Annotated in this window: 20 protein-coding genes; 12 read left to right on the top strand and 8 right to left on the bottom strand. The window is 64.1% G+C overall.

Annotated elements, in window-relative coordinates; all coding sequences use genetic code 11:
- Nucleotides 1-97 precede the first annotated feature (97 nt).
- Nucleotides 98-985 (bottom strand): DMT family transporter, encoded by an 888-nt coding sequence (locus JW792_RS14260; protein WP_135995129.1) that lies wholly within the window; start codon nucleotides 983-985, stop codon nucleotides 98-100.
- A gap of 657 nt (nucleotides 986-1642) precedes the next feature.
- On the opposite strand from JW792_RS14260, the gene JW792_RS14255 reads away from it, so the two are divergent.
- The 12 genes from JW792_RS14255 (at nucleotide 1643) to JW792_RS14200 (ending at nucleotide 14394) form a co-directional block, all read left to right on the top strand.
- Entirely contained in the window at nucleotides 1643-3070 is a 1428-nt protein-coding gene (locus JW792_RS14255) for a multicopper oxidase family protein (RefSeq protein WP_135995130.1), read from the top strand.
- A 21-nt stretch (nucleotides 3071-3091) separates the two neighbouring features.
- Nucleotides 3092-4225: a YVTN family beta-propeller repeat protein gene (locus tag JW792_RS14250; RefSeq protein WP_206340820.1), complete on the top strand. Its 1134-nt coding sequence runs from the start codon at nucleotides 3092-3094 to the stop codon at nucleotides 4223-4225.
- Nucleotides 4226-4252: 27 nt separating this feature from the next.
- A complete protein-coding gene (locus JW792_RS14245) occupies nucleotides 4253-4513 on the top strand; it encodes a DUF2933 domain-containing protein (protein ID WP_135995131.1) in 261 nt (86 codons plus the stop codon).
- Nucleotides 4503-5159 (top strand): methyltransferase family protein, encoded by a 657-nt coding sequence (locus JW792_RS14240; protein ID WP_135995283.1) that lies wholly within the window; start codon nucleotides 4503-4505, stop codon nucleotides 5157-5159. The genes JW792_RS14245 and JW792_RS14240 overlap by 11 nt, the downstream gene beginning before the upstream one ends.
- A 233-nt stretch (nucleotides 5160-5392) precedes the next feature.
- Nucleotides 5393-5851 carry a hypothetical protein gene (locus JW792_RS14235; protein WP_135995132.1) on the top strand — a complete coding sequence of 153 codons (459 nt, stop codon included), beginning with the start codon at nucleotides 5393-5395 and terminating at the stop codon, nucleotides 5849-5851.
- 293 nt (nucleotides 5852-6144) lie between these two features.
- A complete protein-coding gene (locus tag JW792_RS14230; protein WP_135995133.1) occupies nucleotides 6145-8097 on the top strand; it encodes a heavy metal translocating P-type ATPase in 1953 nt (650 codons plus the stop codon).
- 31 nt (nucleotides 8098-8128) lie between these two features.
- On the top strand, nucleotides 8129-9127 hold the full coding sequence (locus tag JW792_RS14225; protein ID WP_135995134.1) for a ribose-phosphate pyrophosphokinase: 999 nt from the start codon (nucleotides 8129-8131) through the stop codon (nucleotides 9125-9127).
- A gap of 66 nt (nucleotides 9128-9193) precedes the next feature.
- Nucleotides 9194-10552 (top strand): MBL fold metallo-hydrolase RNA specificity domain-containing protein, encoded by a 1359-nt coding sequence (locus JW792_RS14220; RefSeq protein WP_135995135.1) that lies wholly within the window; start codon nucleotides 9194-9196, stop codon nucleotides 10550-10552.
- Nucleotides 10549-12081 (top strand): thymidine phosphorylase family protein, encoded by a 1533-nt coding sequence (locus tag JW792_RS14215; protein WP_135995136.1) that lies wholly within the window; start codon nucleotides 10549-10551, stop codon nucleotides 12079-12081. Before JW792_RS14220 ends, JW792_RS14215 begins: the two co-directional genes overlap by 4 nt.
- Entirely contained in the window at nucleotides 12078-13415 is a 1338-nt protein-coding gene (locus tag JW792_RS14210; protein ID WP_206340819.1) for a WD40/YVTN/BNR-like repeat-containing protein, read from the top strand. The genes JW792_RS14215 and JW792_RS14210 overlap by 4 nt, the downstream gene beginning before the upstream one ends.
- Complete coding sequence (locus JW792_RS14205; RefSeq protein ID WP_135995137.1) at nucleotides 13412-13885, top strand: c-type cytochrome; 474 nt, start codon at nucleotides 13412-13414, stop codon at nucleotides 13883-13885. Before JW792_RS14210 ends, JW792_RS14205 begins: the two co-directional genes overlap by 4 nt.
- 20 nt (nucleotides 13886-13905) lie before the next feature.
- Nucleotides 13906-14394: a YqaA family protein gene (locus JW792_RS14200; protein WP_135995138.1), complete on the top strand. Its 489-nt coding sequence runs from the start codon at nucleotides 13906-13908 to the stop codon at nucleotides 14392-14394.
- Nucleotides 14395-14569: 175 nt separating this feature from the next.
- Here the strand turns inward: JW792_RS14200 and JW792_RS14195 are convergent, their stop codons facing one another.
- The 7 genes from JW792_RS14195 to JW792_RS14165 all read right to left on the bottom strand — a co-directional run bounded on the left by JW792_RS14195 (nucleotide 14570) and on the right by JW792_RS14165 (nucleotide 22204).
- Complete coding sequence (locus JW792_RS14195; protein WP_135995140.1) at nucleotides 14570-14827, bottom strand: hypothetical protein; 258 nt, start codon at nucleotides 14825-14827, stop codon at nucleotides 14570-14572.
- Nucleotides 14824-15498, bottom strand: a complete 675-nt coding sequence (locus JW792_RS14190; RefSeq protein WP_135995141.1) for a YcbK family protein — start codon at nucleotides 15496-15498, stop codon at nucleotides 14824-14826. The genes JW792_RS14195 and JW792_RS14190 overlap by 4 nt, the downstream gene beginning before the upstream one ends.
- 68 nt (nucleotides 15499-15566) lie before the next feature.
- Complete coding sequence (locus tag JW792_RS14185) at nucleotides 15567-15857, bottom strand: DUF6127 family protein (protein WP_135995142.1); 291 nt, start codon at nucleotides 15855-15857, stop codon at nucleotides 15567-15569.
- 23 nt (nucleotides 15858-15880) lie between these two features.
- On the bottom strand, nucleotides 15881-17179 hold the full coding sequence (locus JW792_RS14180) for a hypothetical protein (RefSeq protein ID WP_135995143.1): 1299 nt from the start codon (nucleotides 17177-17179) through the stop codon (nucleotides 15881-15883).
- Complete coding sequence (locus JW792_RS14175; RefSeq protein WP_135995144.1) at nucleotides 17179-20691, bottom strand: phage tail protein; 3513 nt, start codon at nucleotides 20689-20691, stop codon at nucleotides 17179-17181. Before JW792_RS14175 ends, JW792_RS14180 begins: the two co-directional genes overlap by 1 nt.
- 3 nt (nucleotides 20692-20694) lie before the next feature.
- Nucleotides 20695-21153 carry a C40 family peptidase gene (locus tag JW792_RS14170; RefSeq protein ID WP_135995145.1) on the bottom strand — a complete coding sequence of 153 codons (459 nt, stop codon included), beginning with the start codon at nucleotides 21151-21153 and terminating at the stop codon, nucleotides 20695-20697.
- On the bottom strand, nucleotides 21143-22204 hold the full coding sequence (locus JW792_RS14165; RefSeq protein ID WP_135995146.1) for a DUF2163 domain-containing protein: 1062 nt from the start codon (nucleotides 22202-22204) through the stop codon (nucleotides 21143-21145). The genes JW792_RS14170 and JW792_RS14165 overlap by 11 nt, the downstream gene beginning before the upstream one ends.
- Between the last annotated feature and the right edge of the window lie 23 nt (nucleotides 22205-22227).

The raw sequence follows: 22227 nt of genomic DNA, 5'->3' as shown, positions 1-22227 counted from the left end.
CATCTTTTTCAAGGGCACTGTTTAAGTTGGGCTTGGCGGACGTCGTCGATCGGCGTCCGGTCAATGAAGTCCCTGTTGACAGCCATGCGGGTGGCATTTAGCGTCGTACCGTTGAACCGGCGTCTCGCTGCACCAGCAAAATCCCGGTCAGCACCAGGATGACGCCGACAATCTGGACCACCTCGAGTCGCTCGCCGAAAAAGGTCGCGCCGATCATGAGCCCGAAGATTGGCACCAGAAAGGTAAAGGCATTCGCCCGATTGAGCTCGACTCCCTCCAGCGCCTCGAACCAGAGCCAGAACGCGAGCGACGATCCGAGGACTGCAAGAGCCACGAGGACGAGGGCGAATTCGGTCGACCACGTCAGCATCGAGATATCCTCCGTCAACATAGACAGGAGGGCCAAGGGTACCGCGCCGATGAGCAACTGAAAGCCCATCGCCATAATCGGATCAACCTGGCCGGTGAGGCGCTTGATGGCGACATTGCCCACGGAAACACCAGTCGCGGCAAGTACGACGTAGGCGATTCCGAGGGAGTAGCCCTGAACGTGGGCTGAAGCGATGCCCGGCCAAGCGATAACAGCGATGCCGGCCAAGCCGACCGCCAGCCCGATCTTTCCAACCGCGTTGATACGTTCCCCCAGGAATACGGTCGCGAGAACCGCCGCTATGATCGGTTGCACGTTCGCGATGACGGTCGCGAGGCCCGGCGAAACGAACTCCGCCGCGTGGAACATGCCGAGGAAGCCCATGCTGGTCGCCCCGAGCCCTACCACTATGATCAGGGTCCAGGAGCGCCCACTGTCAGGCACCCGACGACCGCAGAGGGCACCAAGTGCGATCAAGCAAAGGCCGGCAAGTGCGGCACGCAAGGCCGCGAAGGCGATGTGGGGCGCGAGATCCAGGCCAATGGTGATCAAGGGAAAGCAGGAGGCCCAAAGCGCCATGACAGCCAGGAGGCGCAGGGTGGTGCCAATCGTCATGCCCCAAGCACCACGATTCGCTCGATTCTTGAGCGTTGTGGGAGTATTATGGGCTCTTCGGGCGAACGATAGAGACCTTGATCGAGGTCAAAGCTGTAGCGGCATCGACGTGCTATGAAGAACTTCGCTTTAGGTGCTGAGCGACGGAAAAGGGTAACGAGTGCAGCAGGTTGATGCAGGGCAGCGCGGAAAGGCTCCGAGTCTTCGGATTTCGGGTCTGTGGCGTTGCCTCGTGCTTCTGCTGCTGGTGCTTGCATTATCAACATCAGGTCTCGTTCATGCCCAGATGGGGGACCACGCCGCATCCGCAGCGTCGCATACGCAGGAAATTGCGTCTGTAACTCCAGATGCCGCTAGTGAGCCTTGCTGTCCCGAACATAGTGGCCAGCCCCACGGCACCACCTGCAGCATGGCTAGTGGTTGTTCGTTCTGCGTCCCGTTGCTGAAAGCGTTGGCCATAATGGCGCCGCTGGATACGGAAAAGTTGGAACCCCGGTCTGACGACGTTCATCTCAGCCGCACGCCAACAACGCAATTTCGCCCGCCCAAACTCTTCGCGAACGTCTGAGCCCGAGCGCCTTTTTCGGTGTTTCGGGCTAACCGGATCGGCCGTTTCGGTCTGATCCGATTCCCTCACGTTCGGAAGAGAGCTTCTACATGGGATATCTGTCACGTCGCCATTTTCTGGCATCTACAGCCGCCGCAGGCATGCTCGGCGCGGTTCCTTCGCTGCTGATTTCGGGCCAGCCTGCCTTGGCGATGCCCACCACCACTATCCGCGTCGGAACGCGCGTAATTGAAGTGAACGGACGACCGGCCACGGTCTTCGGCCTGACGCAGCCTGACGGCAGCCATGGTCTGATCACGGAGGCCAAAAAGAGTTTCCGTGTAAGGCTGGAGAACCAGCTCGACGAAGAGACACTGATCCACTGGCACGGCCTGACGCCTCCGTGGCAGCAGGACGGCGTGCCGGATCTGTCCCAGGCGCCGCTCGGTCCCGGCCAAGCCTATGATTACGACTTCCCGCTGAATCTGCCCGGCACCAACTGGATGCACTCGCACCACGGGCTTCAGGAGCAGCGCCTGATGGCAGCGCCCCTGATCGTCCGTGACCCGGCCGAAGCCGGTGCGGACATACAGGACATCGTCGTTCTGTTCCACGATTTCACCTTCCGGGACCCGGACGAAATTCTCGCAGAGTTGAAAGGTCCTTCCGTTCCGACGGGAGGCATGGACCATTCCGCCATGGGGCATGGCGCCGCTGCGATGTCCACTGGCCCACACCTGCAGGATGTCGTCTACGACGCTTTTCTCGCCAACGACCGCACCCTGGACGACCCGGAGGTGTTTCGCGTCGAACGCGGCGGCCGGTTGCGCCTGCGCCTGATCAACGGGGCGACGGCGACTAACTTCTGGCTGGATCTGGGCCAACTTGATGGCCGTCTAATCGCAGTCGACGGCATGCCGGTGGAGCCGGTCACCGGGCGGCACTTCGAGTTCGCGATCGCCCAGCGACTCGACATCGTCCTGGAGCTACCGCAGAGCGAAGGCGCCTGGCCGGTATTCGCAGTGCAGGAAGGCGAACGCTCGCGAACGGGCTTCATTCTGGCAACGCCGAGCGGGGCCGTTCAAAGACTTGCCGGCGAGGCGCCGGACGCGGTGGACCCGATCGGGCTTGCGCTCGAACGCCGGTTGCGGGCCGCGCAATCCCTCGCACCTCGTGAACCGGACCGCCGTCACGCAGTGACCATCACCGAGGCGCCGGGTTACGTCTGGATGCTGAATGGCGCTTCGCATGGCGATCACGCCCCTCTGGATGTGCGCGCGGGCGAGCGGGTCGAGATCACATTCGAAGATCGGACCACCATGGCCCATCCCATGCACTTGCACGGGCATCACTTCCAGGTAGTCGCGATCAATGGCGAACGCTTTGCGGGCGCAATACGCGACACCGTGCTGGTTCCGTCACGTGGCAACGTGACCATCGCCTTTGAAGCGAACAACCCGGGCAAATGGGCGCTGCACTGTCACCACCTCTACCATATGGCGAGTGGCATGATGACGACCCTCGAATATAGCTCCTGATCAAATCGCGAGGTTTCAACTATGATGAGCTTCCCGCCAAAGTATCTCAGCAAAAAAACGACGGCGCTTCCGATGCACGGCGACCGGTCTCTCCGATCCGGATTGTCTGGATTAATGGCGTTTGCCGCGGCGGCCTTGATAATGTCGAGCGTTACCATTGCCCAGGCGCAGACAGCGTCATTGGGAGGCGGCGGCTTCGTTTATACAGCCGACGAACATGGTAACTCTATCAGCGCGATTGATCTCGCCGTCGGCAGCGTCGCTACAGTTCCAATTCCCGTATCCCCCCACAATGTCCAGATAACTGCAGACGGCATGCGGCTTCTAGCCGTTGGTGAGCCCGCAGCGGAAGGGCACGGGCATGGTCACAGCGGAGGTGCGCACGGCGGTGACGAAACCAAGGGCCGGCTGCTGGTCCTTGATCCGACACGCTTAACCAACGGAGTTGTGGACGAAATCATCGTTGGTGCGCATCCGGCGCACGTCGTCGCCGACGAGAGTGGCGAGCGCGCCTTTGTCACGAACGCCGGCGACAATACCGTCAGCGTCGTGAACCTTGCAGCCAAGAAGGTGACCGCGACCATCGGCACCGGCCGCTACCCCCACGGGCTTCGGATGAGCCCGGATGGGCGTGAGGTCTACGTCGCAAACGTAGAGGATGGCACGGTATCCGTGATCGATGCCAGCAGCCTCACCGAACTTGCGCGAATCCCAGTGGGAAACACGCCGGTACAGGTCGCGTTCACGCCAGATGGCCGCAGGGTCTATGTCTCCCTGCGGGATGACAACCAGGTAGCGGTGGTCGACACCGCAACGCGGAGCCTGATCGCAACGATCGACGTTGGCCCGAACCCGATCCAGGTTCACGCCACCCCGGACGGACGCTTCGTCTACGTTGCCAACCAGGGCACGGACGCACAACCGAACGACACGGTATCGGTCATCGAGGTCGCGACGAGCAACGTTGTCGAGACCGTTCGCACAGGCAAAGGCGCACATGGTGTCGCCGTCAGCAGCGATGGCGCCTTGGTCTTCGTCACGAATATCGTCGATGGCACCGTCTCTGCGATCGACGTGGCCACGCGCGAAGTCATCGCGAAGTTCTCGGTCGGCCGCGGACCCAATGGGATCACGTATCGATCGCCGCAGGGGTAATTGCTCTAGAAAGAAGGTTTACAGACCATGGCTCATCACAAACACGATTCGATCGACCCAAATCTCGACGAAGGTGTGCGGCGGCCATTCCTGAGCACCCCAGCGGGATTCGCGCTTTGCGTTTTTCTCGCCGTTGCGGGCGTGTTTCTCTGGGTTGAGCATCGTGCGCACGTTCTTGGTGCGTTGCCGCTTCTGCTACCGCTGCTGATCTGCATCGGCATGCATTTCTTCATGCATCGAGGTCACGGCGGCCATGGTGGGCAAAGTGGTGACCGCGATGACCGGTGATGTTCCCGCCTATGGTCTGTGGTTTCTGGCGGCTATCAACGCGGGCATCTTCATCCTGTTTGCGTTCAGCTTCTTCAAGCCGAAGACCCCGCGTGACTGGCGCTCGCTGGGGGCCTTCTCGGCCTTCATCGTTGCATTGTTTGCCGAAATGTACGGCTTTCCGCTGACGCTTTATCTGCTCGCAGGCTGGCTTGGTACCAGCTTTCCGGCACTGGATCCCTTGTCCCACGACGCCGGTCATCTCTGGCCGGCGATGTTTGGCTGGTCCATGGATCCCCATTGGTCGCCTTTCCATCTGCTGAGCTTCGTCTTCATTGGCGGCGGCTTCATCCTGATAGCTACCGCCTGGCGGGTCCTGCACGAGGCGCAACGGGCAGGAAACCTGGCAACCACAGGCCCGTACGCGCGTCTTCGCCACCCTCAATATGTCGGGTTCGTGCTGATCATGATCGGTTTCTTTCTGCAATGGCCGACGCTGGTGACCGGCCTAATGCTACCGGTGCTCATCGTCATGTACTGGCGTCTCGCCAGAAGCGAAGAGCGCGAGGTGGAGGCCGCATTCGGCGACAAATACCGCCGATATGCCAGTGCGGTTCCGGCTTTCCTGCCGCGCCCCGCAAATCTGCTTCGTTCGAGCAGGGGGTGATATTGGCGTTTTATCTTCCTCATCAACCAGGAGTACGAAACATGAGAACGCGAAATTTTCCGACGGCTTTGTTTGCGGGTTTGTTTCTTCTTGGGACCGTGACCTCGGTCGCAGCCCAAACCGACGCCCAGGAGCATGATGCTCACCACCCGGCGGAAACGCAGGCCACTCCACCGGCGCCCCCGACGCCAGGTGACTCGCCCGCGCCCGCTGCACCTGGAGGCATGCCCGGTATGGGCATGATGACGCCAGAGATGATGCAGATGATGCAACGCATGATGGGTCAGGGTGGAATGCCCGGCATGATGGGAGGCATGACTGGCCAGGGAGTGCCTGAGGGCGGGGCGGGTCCTGGCATGACGGGTCTGATGCCGATGGCAGGCATGATGATGTGCCCGATGATGCAGATGATGCGGGGTGGTCAGGCAGGAATGGGCATGCCCGGCACGATGAATGGTCAGGGCATCCTCCTCGGAACGCCACTTGGCACACCGGAGGAGATGACAGAGGACCGAGTTCGCGCCCTCCTGGAGCAGCAGCTGACCAGCCTTGGCAATTCGCGTCTGAGGCTCGGCGAGATTGGCACCGCTAGCGACGGGAGCATTACTGCGGAGATTGTGACCGTGGACGGCTCGCTCGTTCAGAGGCTCGCCTTTAATCGCTATCCCGGTCTGGTGCGCCAAGTCGATTGAGCTTGCCACGCCTTTGCCCGTGGGCGCGACCACGTCTGCGGGCATTCAGGGCAAACACGAAGGATTCCATCAACCTTCCGATGAATGGCAAGCGGGTCCGAGCCGCAACGCCCACCGCAGGACAGAGCAGAATGACAACAGATCGGCCGCACACTCACTCCAAACATCACGACCATGATGGCCACGGTGATGGGAATTCCCATCCCTCCTCGACAACGCGGGGGCAGGTCGTCGCGGCCGGCGGCTCAACACACTCTGAACATGCCGGTCATGGCGGACACGATCATGGTGCGATGGTGGCCGATTTCCGCCGCCGCTTCTGGGTGACGCTGATCCTCACACCACCGGTCCTGCTGCTCTCGCCGATGATTCAGCACTGGTTCGGCATAGCCGAGGCACTGGCCTTTCCCGGCGACCGCTACGTCCTCTTCGTGCTCTCGACGATAGCTTATGTTTATGGCGGATGGCCGTTTCTGACCGGATTCACCTCCGAGCTTCGCAAGGGCCAGCCCGGAATGATGACCCTGATCGCGCTTGCGATCTCGGCCGCCTATTTCTTTTCGGCCGCCGTCACCTTCGGTTTTCCAGGCGAGGAACTCTATTGGGAGCTGGTGACGCTGATCGCCATCATGCTGCTCGGTCACTGGATTGAGATGCGCTCGGTCATGGGCGCCTCGCGGGCGCTGGAGGAACTCGTCCGGCTCTTGCCGGACAGTGCGACGAAGATCGACGCCGACGGTACGACCCACGAGGTGGCTATCTCCGCCTTGCAGCCGGGAGACCGTGTGCTGGTTCGGCCCGGCGCAAAAGTGCCCGTTGACGGAAAGATCGTCGAGGGCTCATCCGGCTTCAACGAGGCGATGCTGACCGGTGAATCCCGGCCGGTCTCCAAGACCATCGGCGCGACCGCAATCGGCGGCGCGATCAACGGCGCCAATGCCGTCACCATCGAAGTGACCGCCACCGGTGACGCCACCTATCTGGCGCAGGTCATCGACCTGGTGAAGAAGGCGCAAGCCACCCGGTCCCGCACCCAGGATCTCGCCAACCGCGCTGCCTCATGGCTGACCTATATCGCGCTCACGGTGGGTTTCGGAACGCTGGTCGTCTGGTGGCTGGTGCTTGACGCGCCACTCGAATTCGCGATCGAGCGGATGGTGACGGTGATGGTCGTCGCCTGTCCTCACGCGCTTGGCCTTGCGGTTCCGCTCGTCGTCGCGGTCAGCACGTCGCTGTCAGCCGGCAACGGGCTCTTGATCCGCGACCGCGCGGCCTTCGAGCGGGCGCGCAACCTCAATACCGTGGTGTTCGACAAGACCGGCACGCTGACCGAGGGCCGCTTCGGCGTCAGCGACATCGTGCTGCTCGCAGGTGGCGACGAGAATGAAGAGCTGACCTATGCGGCGGCGGCCGAGAGCCAGTCCGAGCACCCCATCGCCCACGGCATCGTCGCCGAGGCAAAGAACCGCAACCTGACGATCCCAAGAGCCAGCGAGGTGAGCAACATCACGGGCGAAGGCATCGTCGCCAGGGTCGATGGCCAGGACGTGCGCATCGTCAGCCCTGGCCACCTCGCGCGGCAGGGCAACGCCATCGCCCATGACAGCCTCAAGAGATTGGAAGGACAAGGCAAGACGGTGGTCGTTCTGGTCCGCGACGGCGCGCCACGCGCACTTCTTGCGCTGGCCGACATCGTGCGTCCGGAATCGAAGGAAGCCATCGCCGAGCTCAAGTCGCTCGGGATCAGCTCGGTCATGCTCACAGGCGATGCCGAGGGCGTCGCAAAGGCGGTGTCCGAGGAACTCGGGATCACCGAATACTTCGCGGAGGTGCTGCCAGATCAGAAATCACAGAAGATCGAGGAACTGAAGGCCCGCGGGCTCTCCGTCGCCATGGTCGGCGACGGCGTGAACGACGCGCCTGCCCTGGTCGTGGCCGATCTCGGGATCGCCATCGGCGCGGGCACCGATGTCGCGGTGGAATCCGCCGACGTCGTGCTGGTCCGAAGCGACCCGCGTGATGTCGGGGCCATCCTCGGGCTCTCGCGCGCCACCTATCGCAAGATGGTTCAGAACCTGATCTGGGCGACCGCCTATAACGCGATCGCCGTGCCGATGGCGGCGGGTATCACCTTCGGGACAGGCTTCATGATGACGCCCGCGGTCGCCGCCGTCTTCATGTCCGCCAGCACCGTCATCGTCGCCATCAACGCCCAGTTCCTGCGCTCCTACAGGCGGCACACATGAGCGGCAATTCTCACACGAAAGGGGTCCGGGTATGCGGCTGATCCTTCCCGTGCCCGGCAACGAATCCTTCGCGCGCCATCTTGCCGAAGCGGGCGGTTGGGAACTTGGCGCGATCGAGACTCGGCGTTTCCCCGATGGCGAGAGTTATGTCCGCATTCTTTCGGATGTCGCCGATCGGCCGGTGGATTTGGTCTGCACGCTTGCGCGGCCGGACGATGGCTTCCTCCGCCTCGCATTCGCCGCCGACGCGGCCCGCGCGCTTGGCGCGAGCGAGGTGACGCTGATCGCGCCCTACCTTTCCTACATGCGACAGGATCGACGCTTTCAACCGGGCGAGGCTGTGACCTCGAAGACATTCGCGCGGTTCCTGTCTTCGACCTTCGACCGGATTGTGACGGTCGACCCTCACCTGCACCGGTATCCCGCACTCTCGGCGCTCTACACGATCCCGGCCGATACGCTGCACGCGGCACCTCTGTTGGCAGACTGGATCGCCGCCGAGGTCGATCAACCGCTGATCATTGGCCCGGATGAGGAGAGCGAACAGTGGGTGTCGGCCATCGCCAGGCGAATTGCCGCTCCCTATGCCGTCTTGCGCAAGATTCGGCACGGCGACCGCAACGTCGATGTCCAACTTCCCGATCTCTCGGAATGGACGGCCCGCTGTCCAGTCCTCGTCGACGATATCGCTTCATCTGGACAGACGCTGATTGAAGCCGCCCGGAAACTGCCACTCCAGGGCTTCCGGCGACCTGTTTGCGCGGTTGTCCACGGGGTGTTCGCGGAGGATTCCTTTGAGCGCTTGATGGCGCTCACTGACCGGATCGTCTCAAGCGATTCCGTCCCACATGAGAGCAACGCTATCCGGCTGGCGCCGCTGATCGCTGCGGCGATCACCTCCGCCGAGGAAGCCAAAGAGGACATCATTCGGCACCGCCGTCCGCCCGAACCTGGCGACGAAGTTGAACAGGCAGGCATGGATTCGTTTCCCGCCAGCGATCCTCCGCCTTGGACAAGCGGCGTTGAGTGAGGGGCAAACCACAGAGGCGTGCAGAGGCCGGTGCTCAGCTAAATTGAAGTCGACCAGGAGGCAGTCATGCTCAAACTCACATCCCTCGGCGGTGCTGGCACTGTCACCGGTTCGAAACATCTCCTCACCCATGAAGGCAAGCGCATCCTTATCGACTGCGGCTTGTTCCAGGGGCTGAAAAACCTGCGCGAGCTGAACTGGACGCCTTTGCCGGTCAAGCCTTCGAGCATAGATGCTGTCGTTTTGACCCATGCGCATCTCGATCATTCCGGCTATTTGCCGAAGCTCGTGCGGGACGGCTTCCGCGGGAACATCTTTGCAACGGACGCGACGCGCGACGTGGCAGAGCTGATCTTGAAGGATAGCGGTTATCTTCAGGAGAAAGATGCCGACTATGCGAACCGGAAGGGCTTCTCCAAGCACAAGCCTGCCCTGCCGCTTTACGGCGTTCACGATTCGGAACGCGCGCTGGAACGCTTCTCGTCCGTTCCGTTCGGCCAGCCTCTCCAGCTTCCCGGCGGGGCGATCCTGATGTTCAGGCATGCCGGCCATATCCTGGGTGCTGCCACCGCCGATATCGACTGGGGCGGCAAACGCGTTGTCTTTTCGGGAGATCTCGGCCGCTACGGAGATCCCGTGATGCATGACCCGGAACCTGTCTCCGAGGCCGACTACATCGTCATTGAATCGACGTACGGCGACCGCATCCATGAACCTGGCGATCCAACGGAACTGCTGGGGTCCGTCATCGAGCGCACGGTTCGGCGCGGCGGGACCGTGGTGATCCCGGCCTTCGCGGTCGGGCGGGCGCAGTCGCTGCTTTATCATCTGTGGAAGCTGAGATCGTCCGGCCGGCTTTCACAAATCCCAATCTATCTCGACAGCCCCATGGCGATCAGCGCGACGGACCTGCTCCACGGCCATCGCGACGATCATCGGCTCTTACCGGAGGATTGCGACACGATCTGCGGGATCGCTACCTATACAAGGGACGTCGAAGAGTCCAAGGCAATTACCGCGAGTCCCTATCCGAAGGTGGTGATCTCGGCCAGCGGCATGGCAACCGGTGGCCGCGTTCTCCACCATCTCAAGGCCTTCGCACCCGATCAGAAGAACACCATCCTGTTCTCCGGCTTTCAAGCTGCCGGCACGCGTGGACGCGCCATGCTGCAGGGCGCCCGCGAGATCAAGATTCACGGACAGTGGATACCGGTGCTGGCAGAGGTTGCCGATCTGCCTGCACTCTCGGCGCACGCGGATTCTGATGAGTTGATGCGCTGGCTCTCCGGCTTCCGTCACGCGCCTGCGCGCACTTTCATCGTTCATGGGGAGGCTGAAGCCGCCGAGGCGCTGCGCGTCCGCATCGACAAGGACCTCGGATGGAATGCGTCCGTTCCCCGACAGGATCAGGCGTTCGACCTATGACCCCCAACGATGCCGAACTTGCCGTGCCACCGCCGCTCCGCGCCAAACGTCTTCGCCTGCACACACAGCACCAGGCGGTGGTCATCATGCGGGCCGACTGCCATGTCTGCCGATCGGAAGGTCTTGCTTCCAGATCGCAGGTGCTGGTTTCGAGCAACGGCCGTGAGATGCAGGCAACCCTGTTCCAGATCGAAGGGGACGATCTGCTCGCCATCGACCAGATCGCCCTGACAGAGACCGCGTGGAAGATCCTGAGCCTCGATGAGGACGCGGCGGTCACCGTCACGCATGCACCGACACTCGAATCCCTCGCCAGCGTCCGCCGACGGATCCACGGGAACCGGCTCGACGCGCGCGCGATCGGGTCGATCGTCAAGGACGTCGCCGCACGCCGCTATACGGATGTTCATCTGGCGGCCTTCCTGACGGCGAGCGCGGCTCTTCCGCTCGACGAGCAGGAGACCGTCGATCTGACGGGCGCCATGGTCGAGGTCGGCGAGCGTTTGCGCTGGGATTCCCCGATCGTGGTCGACAAGCATTGCATCGGCGGGCTCCCGGGCAACCGTACCACCCCGATCGTCGTCGCGATTGTTGCTGCCCACGGGCTAGTCATCCCCAAGACTTCATCGCGTGCGATCACCTCGCCGGCAGGCACGGCGGATGCCATGGAGACACTTGCTCCGGTTGACCTGGATATCGCGACGCTCAGGCGTGTGGTGAACGCCGAAGGAGGCTGCATCGCGTGGGGTGGGGCGATGCATCTCAGTCCCGCCGACGATATATTCGTTCGCATAGAGCGCGAGCTCGATGTCGATACCGAGGGACAGCTCATCGCGTCTGTCCTGTCCAAGAAGATCGCGGCCGGTTCGACGCACGTCGTCATCGACATTCCGGTCGGACCGACCGCCAAGGTCCGCAGCGAGGCGACAGCGCGCCATCTTGCGGATCGGATCAGCGCCGTGGCGTCCCGCTTTGGTCTGTCGGCCACTTGCATCCTGACCGACGGATCGCAACCGGTTGGTCGCGGAATAGGCCCCGCCCTGGAAGCGCTGGATGTCCTCGCAGTTCTCCGAGGCGCGCCGGATTCGCCCGACGATTTGCGCAGACGGTCGGCGACATTGGCCGGGGCTGCGCTGGAGATCGGCGGGAAGGTTGCCAGCGGGGAAGGAACCACTGCGGCGCTCGCGACCCTTGCGGACGGACGAGCGTGGAAGAAGTTCCAGGCCATATGCGAGGCGCAGGGTGGAATGCGAACGCCGCCGAAGGCGCCCCACGTTCATCCGTTGATCGCGCCGCGTGCCGGACGTATCGTTCATATCAACAATCGCAAGCTCTCAAGACTCGCCAAGCTCGCCGGCGCACCGGAAGCCAAGTCGGCGGGCGTCTACATGCATGTGACTCTCGGCCAGGAGATCGACAAAGGCAATATAATGCTCGACATCCACGCCGAATCCTCGGGTGAACTGGCCTATGCATTGGAATACGCGCGAAGAAGTCCGGACATCATCGAAGTCGAGATTTCGTCGTGATGGTCGCAGTCGAAATCGGCTGGCTAAACGTGCTGCGGCGCTACCTGGTCGCCATAGCGGTTGGGAATCTCATTTGGGAATTCGCCCATATGCCGCTCTACACGCTGTGGGAAACCGGCAGTCGGGGCGAAATCGTGTTCGCCGCCATTCATTGCACTGGCGGAGACATACTGATCGCGATGAGCGCGCTCCTCGCCGCGCTGTTCCTGTTCGGCAGCGGCCAATGGCCAGAGACTGGCTACCGGATTGTGGGCATCGCCACCACTTTGATCGGTCTCGGCTACACCGTCTTCAGCGAGTGGCTCAACATCGAGGTCCGGGAAGCCTGGGCCTATCGTGACCTGATGCCGGTCATCCCGGTGATCGACGCCGGCCTCTCGCCCATCGCGCAATGGATCGTCCTCCCAATCATCGCTTTCTGGTGGGCGGCACCTCGGAAAAGAAGCACCATGAGTCGTTTAGCATCCGTCACCATCTTCATGTTTGCGGCGGCCGTTCTGTTCGTTGTCTCGCCGCTGGTGGGTCACGCGCAATCCGGTGCGCCCCTCGCCGACCTGTTGCGATCCACGCACATCCATGGGCTCGCGATCGATCGCGCCAACAGCGACCGCCTCCTCATCGCCACCCATCACGGTCTATATGCCTTGCGGCTGGAATCCGGGACTGTCGATCTCATTTCCGAGCAGCAGGACGACTTCATGGGATTCACGCCGCACCCGACCGATGCGCAAAGGCTCTACGCCAGCGGGCACCCGGCGCGCGGCGGAAACCTCGGTTTCATCGCATCGAACGACGGGGGCAGGACCTGGACAATGCTGTCGCCGGGAGTCGGAGGACCGGTTGACTTCCACCAGATGGACGTCAGCAAGGCCGATCCGAGCATGATCTATGGAGTCCATGGCGGGCTCCAGATCAGTCGCGACGGCGGACGCAATTGGAGCCGTGTCGGACCGGCGCCGGACGGCCTGATCGACCTGGCAGCCTCTTCCACTGACGTGGCAAGGGTTTACGCCGCAACACAGCAGGGGCTCTTCGTCAGCGCAGACAGCGGTCGCGTGTGGCAACCCGCCCATCTCCTGCGTCGTCCCGCCAGCATGATCGAGGTGACGACAGAAGGTTCGGTCTACGCATTCCTGCTCGGCAGCGGTCTGCTTCGCACAGAGGAGCCGTCTCTCAACTGGCAGATCTTGAGCAACGATTTTGGGGACCGCTACCTGCTGCACCTCGCCGTGGATCCCGAAGACCCGGCGCGCCTGTATGCGTCGACGCATCAGAACGAGTTGCTGACCAGTGAGGATGGCGGCCGGACCTGGCAACGGCTGGGAGCTCAATGAAGCCGACGGTCATCATCCTCGCCATTGCGGCTGCTATTGCCTCCGTGACCATCGCGACTTTTCTCAGTGGTCTCGGTCGCCAACCGCAGTGGGGTCAGGCCGATCCCCGAAATACGCGACAGGTTGCGCTGGGCGAACGGGTCTATCGGGACCACTGTGCCGCCTGTCATGGAGCTGATTTGGAGGGACAGCCACAGTGGCAAACTCGTCGGCCCGATGGCCGCCTGCCGGCGCCGCCGCATGATGAATCCGGCCATACTTGGCACCATGCGGATGAAGTGCTGTTTCGCATCACCAAAAATGGCGTCTCGGCGCTGGTGCCCGGTTACGAGAGCGATATGCCAGCCTATGCCGCCGTCCTCACAGATGAGGAAATCTGGTCCGTCCTCGCATTCATCAAGAGCCGATGGCCGTCCGACATTCAGGCCCGACACGCCGAAATCAATCGTCGAAATGAACAGTCCCGCTGACCTTGCGGCAAAGACAGGCGGTGTGTGGCGATACTCAGGGTAAAGCCAAATTGCTAGCAGACACTGAAACCGATCTTGCCGCATATGCCGCACTCTTCATAAGCGCGTTCACGTCGGCGACCCTCCTGCCGGGGTCTTCTGAGGCCGCTCTCCTGACGCTTCTGGCCATGGGACGCGGCGAGCCTGTCACCTTGGTTGTTGTCGCAACGGCAGGAAATTTGCTAGGCTCGCTGGTGAACTGGATGCTCGGCAGGTTCTTTTCGGCGCTTCGCGAACGCCGCTGGTTTCCAATTGACGAGCCGTCGTACCGTCGCGCAACTGACTGGTTTAACCGTTATGGCGTGTGGTCGTTGCTCCTGTCCTGGCTGCCCATCATTGGAGATCCGCTGACCGTCGTCGCCGGTGCATTACGCGTGGGCTTGCTGCGTTTTGTCTTGCTGGTCTCAATCGGTAAGGGCGCGCGCTACATCTTTATTGTCGGCGCGTACTCATGGTGGAATGGCGCCTGAGCATTCTTAGCTGTTGCGCAGACAAGCCTGAGCTTGATTCCGCAATACGGCGTAGTCGCTCAGCATCTCGGCGATCGCCGACCCGTCAGGCAGCAGATCAAGTTCGTCGGCAGCGCGGGCCTGGAAGTCGCGGCTATACTCGACCACCGGCGGGCAGACCGTGACGATCCGCGGCTCAGAAGTGACTGTCGCGCAGCCGGTCAGCGAGATCGCTGCGATCGCGAGGGCGGCGAGCCGCGGCATCCAGCATCTGGCGCTGCACGTCATTGGCGTTCTCCATGGTTTCGAGGCGTTCCGCCAAGCGCCCGGCGCGCTCGCCGGCGCGGCGGATCGACAGCAGGAACAGGAGGACGGTGAGGGCGAGCACGCCGTACCGCAGCGCAGCACGGGCCCATGGGCTGGCGGCAAACGAGCCGAGCAAGGAGGCGATCATCGCTGCCCTCGCTTCCAGTCATCGATGCGGGCGTAGATCGCGACCGCGATGCCGGCGAGGGCCAAGGCGATGAACACCCAGCGTAGCGTATCGAGGTATGGCACGAGCGGCAGGACAGCGGACTGCGTCTCGGTCAGGACGTTCTGGGCGACCTCGGTTCCGGCCACGCCCGCAGTCGCAACACCGGCTGCACCGCTGCCCTTCAACGTGCGGCTTTCAGCCAGCGCCTCGCGCGCGGGCGGCGTCTCCATGGCGAAGGCCGCCTCGCGGACCGGGAACCGCTCACCCCACTGCCGAGCGGGCCCAAGGTCGATATGCATGAAGCCCGATCGCGGGTAGAAGCCGAAGCCCTTGAAGCCGACCGCGCGGGCCGCTTCCTCGAAGGCTACGGGATCGTGGTTCGCCATGGCGATGTCGAAGGCCGTGCCGTCGAGATGCTTCGAGCGCGCCGCTCCGCCGACGGCGCGGTTGTGCGCCGGGCTGCGGTAGGCCGAGCGAACGATCAGCGGCTTGCCCAGCCGATCGCGAAGGGCTTGCAGCTTGTCGAGCGCCTCCTCGTGGATGCGCAAGCTACCGCTGCCGCGGCAGGCGATCTCCGCAGGCGAGAAGTTCTTCCAGCGCCAGCGGGCGGTCGGCACGTCGCGCCAGTGGTTGAAGATGTTGGTCGTCATGGGTGGTCTCCGCACATAAGAAAACCCGCCGAACGGCGGGCTGGTGGGTGGAGGATCGGAAGCGCCGGTCAGGGACCGTTGCCAAACAGCCTCAGCTTGATGGCGATGCCCGCCATGAGGGCGAGCAGAATGCCGGTGGTGATGATGCGAACGGCGGTCTGCACGGCTGTTCGCTTGGCCAGCCGAAACCCGGCCAGCAGAGATCGCAGATCGCGGATGTCCTCGGCCGCATCCGTCCCGTCGAGCCCGACCTCATGCAGCGCACGGCGGGCGCCGGTTTCGGCGGCACGTTCCAGCAGTGCCTCGAATTCGTCGCTCGGTAGGCTGATCAGCCTGCCGATGTCGCTTTTTCGGTCCATGGGTGCGGTCCTCGGCCGGTGCTTCAAACGACCAGCATGCCGGCAAGCGTAAAGCCGATATCGGCCAGGGTTGTGTCCGGCGCTGCGGGGGCGACAACGCTGAGGACGTCACCCGGCTCCAGCACGGTTTCGGTGGCGGCGATGAAATCGGCGACGGTTCCCGCCGCAGCGAAGCGCATGGTGGCGAAGCTCGTGCCGTTACGCCGGATGTCGAAGTCCGTCTGAGCAGTGGCCGCCGCTCCCGCGACGCCCTGACTGCCGGCAAGATCGACCTTCATCCGCGTGCGCCGGGCGATCGGTACCCGCATGAGGATCTCATCGGCGCTCGGCTGGCCCATCTTGAACCCGGTCAGGTCGGCCGGTGGGTCGGCGGCATCCTGGGTTTCGACCACCTCAATGGCGAACCAGGTACGCGCCCCGGCGAGGATAGAGTTCCAGTTGTTGTTGGTGAAGTTCACCCGAAGCTGGAAATAGTCTCCTTCGACCACGGGCAGGACCGCGGAAAAGGTCGAGAAGTCGTTGTTGGTGTAGCCGGACGAGCCCTGGCGCACGGTGTAGGGCGCGGCTCCGATCGGCTCTCCGGCGCCGTTCTTGTCGAAGGTCAGATAAACGCCGCCGGTGGTGGCGCTCGCCTTCATGGCGATCGAGCCAAGGAGCCTGACCTTGGTGATGCCTGAGCCAGCAGGGATCGTCAGACGCTCGGGCGTCCCTCCGGCCCAGAAGCCTTCGCTGTCATAGACGGATGCCTGCCACGGGATCAGGATCGGCGGGCTGACTGTAGCGATGTCGGTCGAACGCTGCACGAGAGCGCCCCGGAACGGCAGCAGCGCCCGCTGGAAGATGCCGACGCCTCCTGCCGACCATACCGCGCCATCGAACTGGAGAACGTCGCTGGCGACAGCGCCGCCAGCGGAAACGTCGGTCAGGTCGTTCAGCGTGCCTGCGCCACCGCCGACCCCGAAGAGATCACTGCCATTGCCTTGCACCAGCACGGTGGCGCCGGGCACGATGATAACCTCGGCGCCCGAACCCGCGTACTTGGCCCGGACCTCCTGGCCGCCGCTGGTCGCGTTCCGGATCGCGAGTCGGCGATGGTTGGCCGGGAGCGTTAGGACGCGCGCAGCCGTCAGCGTGCCGGTAAGCACGATCATGCCGTTGCGGTTGGCTTGCGCGCTGGTCAGCGTCACGTTGGCGTCGGCCATCGCCAACGACAGCGCCCGGTTCATGGCGTTGTCGAGGGCATCGACGGCGTCGTTGATCGTGACTTCTTTCTGGTTCTGGGCGGCGGCGACATGGGTCACGGCCAGATTGGGGCTGGGCATCAGGCAATCTCCAAGGTGACGGCGCGCGGGAAGCCGCGACCCGCGACGGCGCTCAGTTGATGGACGGCGACCGAGAGCGAGGCTGGTACGGCGCCGAAATCGGCCAGGATGTCGGCATTGGCGTAGACGACGCTGGGGGTCGCAGATGTCAGCGTCCGCTTCACCACACCGCCGGGACCATCGAGGATGTCGACCTCATAGGCCTCGCTCGCCTCGCCGAGCGGGACGAGCCCGGTCCCGTCCTTCAGCTCGCCGCCAATACGCGTGCGACGGATCCAGGACAGGGTGATGTTCGTCGGGCTGCCGGTCTTCACGGCACGAACGTTCCAGGGCGCATAGGGCTTGAGGTCGCGGCCCGAGTGGCTTTGAAGAAGCGTCTCGGCATCCTCGAACAGCGTGCCGAAGCCGACGGCACGCCAGGAGCGCGGCAGATCGAGATCCCCGAGCGAGACGACGAGCGTCTCGACATCATCGGGATCCAGGAGCACGAAGAGCTCCCCCGCCGTATGGCCGTCGACGAACACGTCCGTGCCCCGCCGGCCGCGCAGGAGGCCTCGAAGCGTGTAGGAGCCGTCCGGGTTCAGCGTCACATCACGAAACTGGATGATCTCCGGCTCGCCATTGGCTTTCAGCACGAGGGCCGCATTCGCGCCATTGACGAGGGCCTCCTGCGTGACGCTCTCCAGCCGCTCGCCGCCGGTGGTCATGAAGACGGTGAGGCTGTTGTCCTCATCGGTGCCAAACGGCGAGCGCGCACTGCCCAGCGCGTTCGCCGTGGCGCCCCACGCCGCTTCGCTCAAGGCCCGCCCGACCTGTGCCCATGCGGAGCCGTCGGCGCTGCGGTAGAGGGCGGCGCCGGGCCAGCCGGGACCGCCGAACCCTGCCATCAGATAGTAGACCCGAGAGCCCGCACCGCCGGCGTCGTCGACGTCGCGCAGGAGCGGCAGATCGGGCAGGATCAGCCGCGTGGCGGCGTTCGCGCCCACGAGCTGGATGGGTTTGCCGGAACCGCCATCGGCGATGACCGAGGACACATAGGTGGCGGCGGTCTCCGAGACGCCCTTCACCGCGAGCGAGAAATCCGCGCCGACATCGAGACGGTTGATCCGCGTCCGGAAGGTCGATCCGGTGGCGAACGCCACATCCACCACGTCTGTCGGATCGAGCCGCAGCCAGTCTGGCGGCAGTTCGGCTTCGTAGGCGCTGCGCTCGATCCAGGCGCTGTAGAGCGTCTTAGCCGCAATGCGCTTGGCCGTTGTGGCGTCGATGGCGAGCGCGAGCTCAAGGCTCGCCTGGTTGCGCGAATGCATGGTGGGCAGCGGCAGTGATGCGCGTTTCTCGCTCTGCGTGCCCTGTTGATAGTCGGCGTCCCGGTCCATGTAGACGACGGCGACGCGCTCGGGCAGCTCGACCTCCTGCGTGCGGCGCTCGCGCCAGCTTTCGCCCGTCTGGCTGTCGAGCAGCACGAGATATTCGGCCGGGATCGTTGCGACCGGCGTGCGCCCGCGGTTGCGGAAACGCAGGGTGTCATCGCTCTCGGCCGCATCGAAGAAATAGGCCTGCGCCAGCGGCTCGATCGCGCCGCGCACGGTGGTCTGCCGGCCGATCACATAGCCGGGCACGGACGGCGTGAGCTCGGCCACGTCGATGTCGGCGAGCCCGAGGCCGGCGCGCGCGCAGAGGTCGGCGACGATGGCCGAAAGCGCCTCGCCCTCGCCGCCGCCGCGATTGAGGAAGAGCCGCGCCCAGCCGTTGGCACTGCGCACGAGATGCGTGTCGGTCACCGCATCGTAGACCTGCGCCCCCTGCTCGCTCACCGCATGCGGCCAGAGCTCATCGAGGGCGACGGCGCCGGTGGCGGTGTCGAGCTGGACGACGCGCCGAGAGCGCATCAGGGTCCAGCGCTGGCCTTTGAGGCGGCTCTGGCCGAAGAACGGGCCTTCATAGTTGATCTTGTGCGGGACCGCCGTCTTCCAGACGATGCCGGCATCGGCGCGCCACTTGATCGTGTAGATCGTCCCGGCCGAGCCGCCGTTCGATATCGTGATCTGGAAGATGACGCTGTCGTCCGTGGCGTCGTAGGTCAGACCTCCGGCATCGCTGTAGAACCCCGTCGCGCCAGGTTCGATCTGCGCGGGCGTGAAGCTCGCCACCTTCTCGAAGGTGACCCCGAGCGATTGGCCGGTGAGGCCATCATACTGTGCGAAGGCCGATACACGGATGCGGTAGAGCCCGAGGCTGGTGTGGTTCAGACTGCTCGATGTCGCGCTCGCCAGGATCCAGCCATCGCCAAACCCTTCGCCGACCGCACCGCCGATTGCGCCCCGCACGCGGGATTCCGTCACAGTGTGGCCCGCGCCCCAGACGTAGCCCATGGTGTCGGCGCGCAGGAGGCCGATGTCGTCGAAGAGCGAGCCGGTGAGCAGGAAGTCGACACGGCCGGACGGTCCATATGCCGAGATCATTCCCATCCAGGTCGTCGTCACGAACCGGGTGGTCGTGTTGGAGAGCCCGGTGCTGGTGAAGCCGAAGCGGCCCACCTCCTTCAAGGCGTTCGGCTCGACCCGGATGATCGGGCGGGAGTTGCCGCTGCCGACGGTCATGTAGAGGTGGCCGTCCTCGCCGCAGAAGAGCGTGCTCGGGAAGTTGTTGGGCGTGACGCTGGTCACGTCCGTCATCCGCGCCTGGCGGTCCTCCTTCATGGTGCGGAGGCTGAAGCGGCGGATGCCGGCGGCGGCGGCATCGCTGCTGCTGCGCAGGAAGTAGCCGTAGCCGCGGCGCCAATCGACCGCGAGATCGCTGATCTGGTAGGAGTCGAAGTAGCCGCCTTCGCCCGAGGTGATGAAGTCGATGAGCTGATAGGGCTGCTGCGCGGCGCGCCGATAGGTGATCTCGGCGGTGATGTTGGGGATGCGGTTGCCGTAGTCGGCGAGCGCCAAGTCCTCGAAGACGATCAGGCAGAGCCCGCGATGCGCCGGCGCGCGCCCGGCGCCCACATGGGCCTCGATCAAGGGGTCGGGCAGCTGGGTCTCGTTGCCCGGATAGAAGCGGAAGCGCAGGTTGGGCTTGGCGACGTCCGGGCTCGATCCGGTCTTGTCGTAGATGAGCTTGCCGTCGGCCCAGATCCTGAGCACGTCCTCCGCCGGCCCCTCGCCGAAGCTCAGCGCAAACGACGCGAAGTAGGAGTAGGTGATCGAGGTCTGGGTGCTGCGCCCGCCGCCGCCCTTGCCGCCGGAGCGGGTGCGGGTCACGTTCTGCTGCTCACGGATCCCCGACGACCAGATCATGTTGCCGGCCATGCGCAGCGTGCCGTAGCCGATGGGGATCGACGCCCCATAGGCGGAGGACGACACGGTAAGATCGCCGAGCCGCGGGCCCTCGGTGGTGACGTTCTGGCCCTTGGCCGGAAAGAGCAGGCTGCCGACCACCGAGCCCACCAGCCAGCCGGCCTGCCAGCCGACACCGATGGCGGAGCCGAGCGCGGCCCCGCCCACTGCAACGAGGATGGCCATGGATCAGATGACGGGCCCCGGATCGGAGCCCGGGGCATGCTTGCGGAAGCGGAAGGCGAACTTGATCTTGGCGAGCCACTCGCTGGCGTAGGGCTCCTCGATCACCTTGCGGCGGAGCGCATGGGCGTGGATGAGATGCGGATGGTCCAGCCGCTCACTCAGGAAGCCGCAATGGCAGGGATAGGCCTGGTCGGCGAAGACGAGCACGTCGCCCGGCTGCGCAGCGGAAATGGCGATGCCGTCCATGTTGGCGCGGAAGTGCTCGACGAAGCCCTGACCCTGTGCGCGGCGGCCATAGGCGGTGTGGTCGTAATCCGAGAGCTCGAGGGCGCGTGCGACCTGCACCACGAGGCCGACGCAGTCGATGCCGGCGCGGCTCCGCCCCTGGTGCCGCCAGGGCACGCCGAGCCAGCTCCGCGCCTCCGCGACGATGCGGTCAGACGTGACGATCTCAGCGAGCATCGGGATAGCTCATCATGGCGTCCTGCCCCGGCACGTAGGGCTCGCCGCGGAAGTTGAGGACGTTGGCGAAGCGGGCGATGCAGGTGTCGAGGCGCTTGTCGCAGCCCGGGTGGATGCGGAAGAGATCACCGATCTCGATCACGTAGCCCATGGGCAGGAAGAGCTCGATCTGGCCCGTCGCCTGCGTCCAGCCCTTTACCTCGATCGAACGGCCGGCGTTGGCGCCACTCTCCCAGGTGAGCACGCCGCCCGCGAACCAGCCGTCGACCGCACGCGGCTCGTCGATCGAAGCGGTGAAGATCGCGCGATCGACGACACTCATAACGGCACCCGCACGGCTCCAGGCCTCCATCGCCTCGAAGACGGCGCTGCCATCCGCGGTCTGCTGGCCGACGGTCGTGTCGTAGGCGGGCTGATCTGGCGCGGTCGTGCCGGCGACGACGCAAGCATAGATGCGGTCCTCGTAGACCTCCGAGCCGCTGCCCGACCCGGTTGCGACGCGCACATGGTCGCCCAGCGCATAGGCCGTCTCGCGTGCGACCACCGGCGGATGAATCGGCACCTTGCAGCGATGGTCGCCGAGGTCGGCGCGGCATTCCGGGCTGTAAAGCTCGCCGATGCGCTGGGAGAGCGCCTGGGTCATGCCCCTGAGCTCGGTGCGGAAGACCCCCTGCTCGGTCAGCACCACCTCGCCGAACCAGCCGCGGCGCATGCGAAGCGCACCCATCGACGGGTCGGCCCAGTTGACGAGAAAGATGCGCACCTCAGCCTGATCGAAGAGCCCGGCGCGCAGCTCCTTCTCGCTGATCGCCTCGCTATCGAACACACCCTCGACATCGAGGTTGTCGACGCTGAGGCTTGCGTCATTGGCGATCGCCGTGCGCGAGTAGCCGGAGCGCGCCTTGTAGACGTGGCCCTCGAAGACGAGGTCGCGGTCATGGTCGGTGAAGAAGAACTCCTGGCCGTCCACCCGCGTGATTCGCCAGCAGGTGGCAAGCGTGGTCACCGGCCCAGCGAGATGGGCCGCGAGCGCTGCGGAGACGGACTTCATGGACGAGCTTCCGACTCTGGGGC

The organism is Marinicauda algicola (assembly GCF_017161425.1).
GTDB lineage: Bacteria > Pseudomonadota > Alphaproteobacteria > Caulobacterales > Maricaulaceae > Marinicauda > Marinicauda algicola.
Note: the sequence above shows the minus strand (reverse complement) of the source record. Positions and strands in the feature narration are given on the sequence as shown.

Excerpts from the sequence above, each read along its gene's own strand:
- JW792_RS14260 (WP_135995129.1), bottom strand. The coding sequence starts at position 985 with ATGACGATTGGCACCACCCTGCGCCTCCTGGCTGTCATGGCGCTTTGG.
- JW792_RS14255 (WP_135995130.1), top strand. The coding sequence starts at position 1,643 with ATGGGATATCTGTCACGTCGCCATTTTCTGGCATCTACAGCCGCCGCA.
- JW792_RS14250 (WP_206340820.1), top strand. The coding sequence starts at position 3,092 with ATGATGAGCTTCCCGCCAAAGTATCTCAGCAAAAAAACGACGGCGCTT.
- JW792_RS14245 (WP_135995131.1), top strand. The coding sequence starts at position 4,253 with ATGGCTCATCACAAACACGATTCGATCGACCCAAATCTCGACGAAGGT.
- JW792_RS14240 (WP_135995283.1), top strand. The coding sequence starts at position 4,503 with ATGACCGGTGATGTTCCCGCCTATGGTCTGTGGTTTCTGGCGGCTATC.
- JW792_RS14235 (WP_135995132.1), top strand. The coding sequence starts at position 5,393 with ATGGGCATGATGACGCCAGAGATGATGCAGATGATGCAACGCATGATG.
- JW792_RS14230 (WP_135995133.1), top strand. The coding sequence starts at position 6,145 with ATGGTGGCCGATTTCCGCCGCCGCTTCTGGGTGACGCTGATCCTCACA.
- JW792_RS14225 (WP_135995134.1), top strand. The coding sequence starts at position 8,129 with ATGCGGCTGATCCTTCCCGTGCCCGGCAACGAATCCTTCGCGCGCCAT.
- JW792_RS14220 (WP_135995135.1), top strand. The coding sequence starts at position 9,194 with ATGCTCAAACTCACATCCCTCGGCGGTGCTGGCACTGTCACCGGTTCG.
- JW792_RS14215 (WP_135995136.1), top strand. The coding sequence starts at position 10,549 with ATGACCCCCAACGATGCCGAACTTGCCGTGCCACCGCCGCTCCGCGCC.
- JW792_RS14205 (WP_135995137.1), top strand. The coding sequence starts at position 13,412 with ATGAAGCCGACGGTCATCATCCTCGCCATTGCGGCTGCTATTGCCTCC.
- JW792_RS14195 (WP_135995140.1), bottom strand. The coding sequence starts at position 14,827 with ATGATCGCCTCCTTGCTCGGCTCGTTTGCCGCCAGCCCATGGGCCCGT.
- JW792_RS14190 (WP_135995141.1), bottom strand. The coding sequence starts at position 15,498 with ATGACGACCAACATCTTCAACCACTGGCGCGACGTGCCGACCGCCCGC.
- JW792_RS14185 (WP_135995142.1), bottom strand. The coding sequence starts at position 15,857 with ATGGACCGAAAAAGCGACATCGGCAGGCTGATCAGCCTACCGAGCGAC.
- JW792_RS14180 (WP_135995143.1), bottom strand. The coding sequence starts at position 17,179 with ATGCCCAGCCCCAATCTGGCCGTGACCCATGTCGCCGCCGCCCAGAAC.
- JW792_RS14175 (WP_135995144.1), bottom strand. The coding sequence starts at position 20,691 with ATGGCCATCCTCGTTGCAGTGGGCGGGGCCGCGCTCGGCTCCGCCATC.
- JW792_RS14170 (WP_135995145.1), bottom strand. The coding sequence starts at position 21,153 with ATGCTCGCTGAGATCGTCACGTCTGACCGCATCGTCGCGGAGGCGCGG.
- JW792_RS14165 (WP_135995146.1), bottom strand. The coding sequence starts at position 22,204 with ATGAAGTCCGTCTCCGCAGCGCTCGCGGCCCATCTCGCTGGGCCGGTG.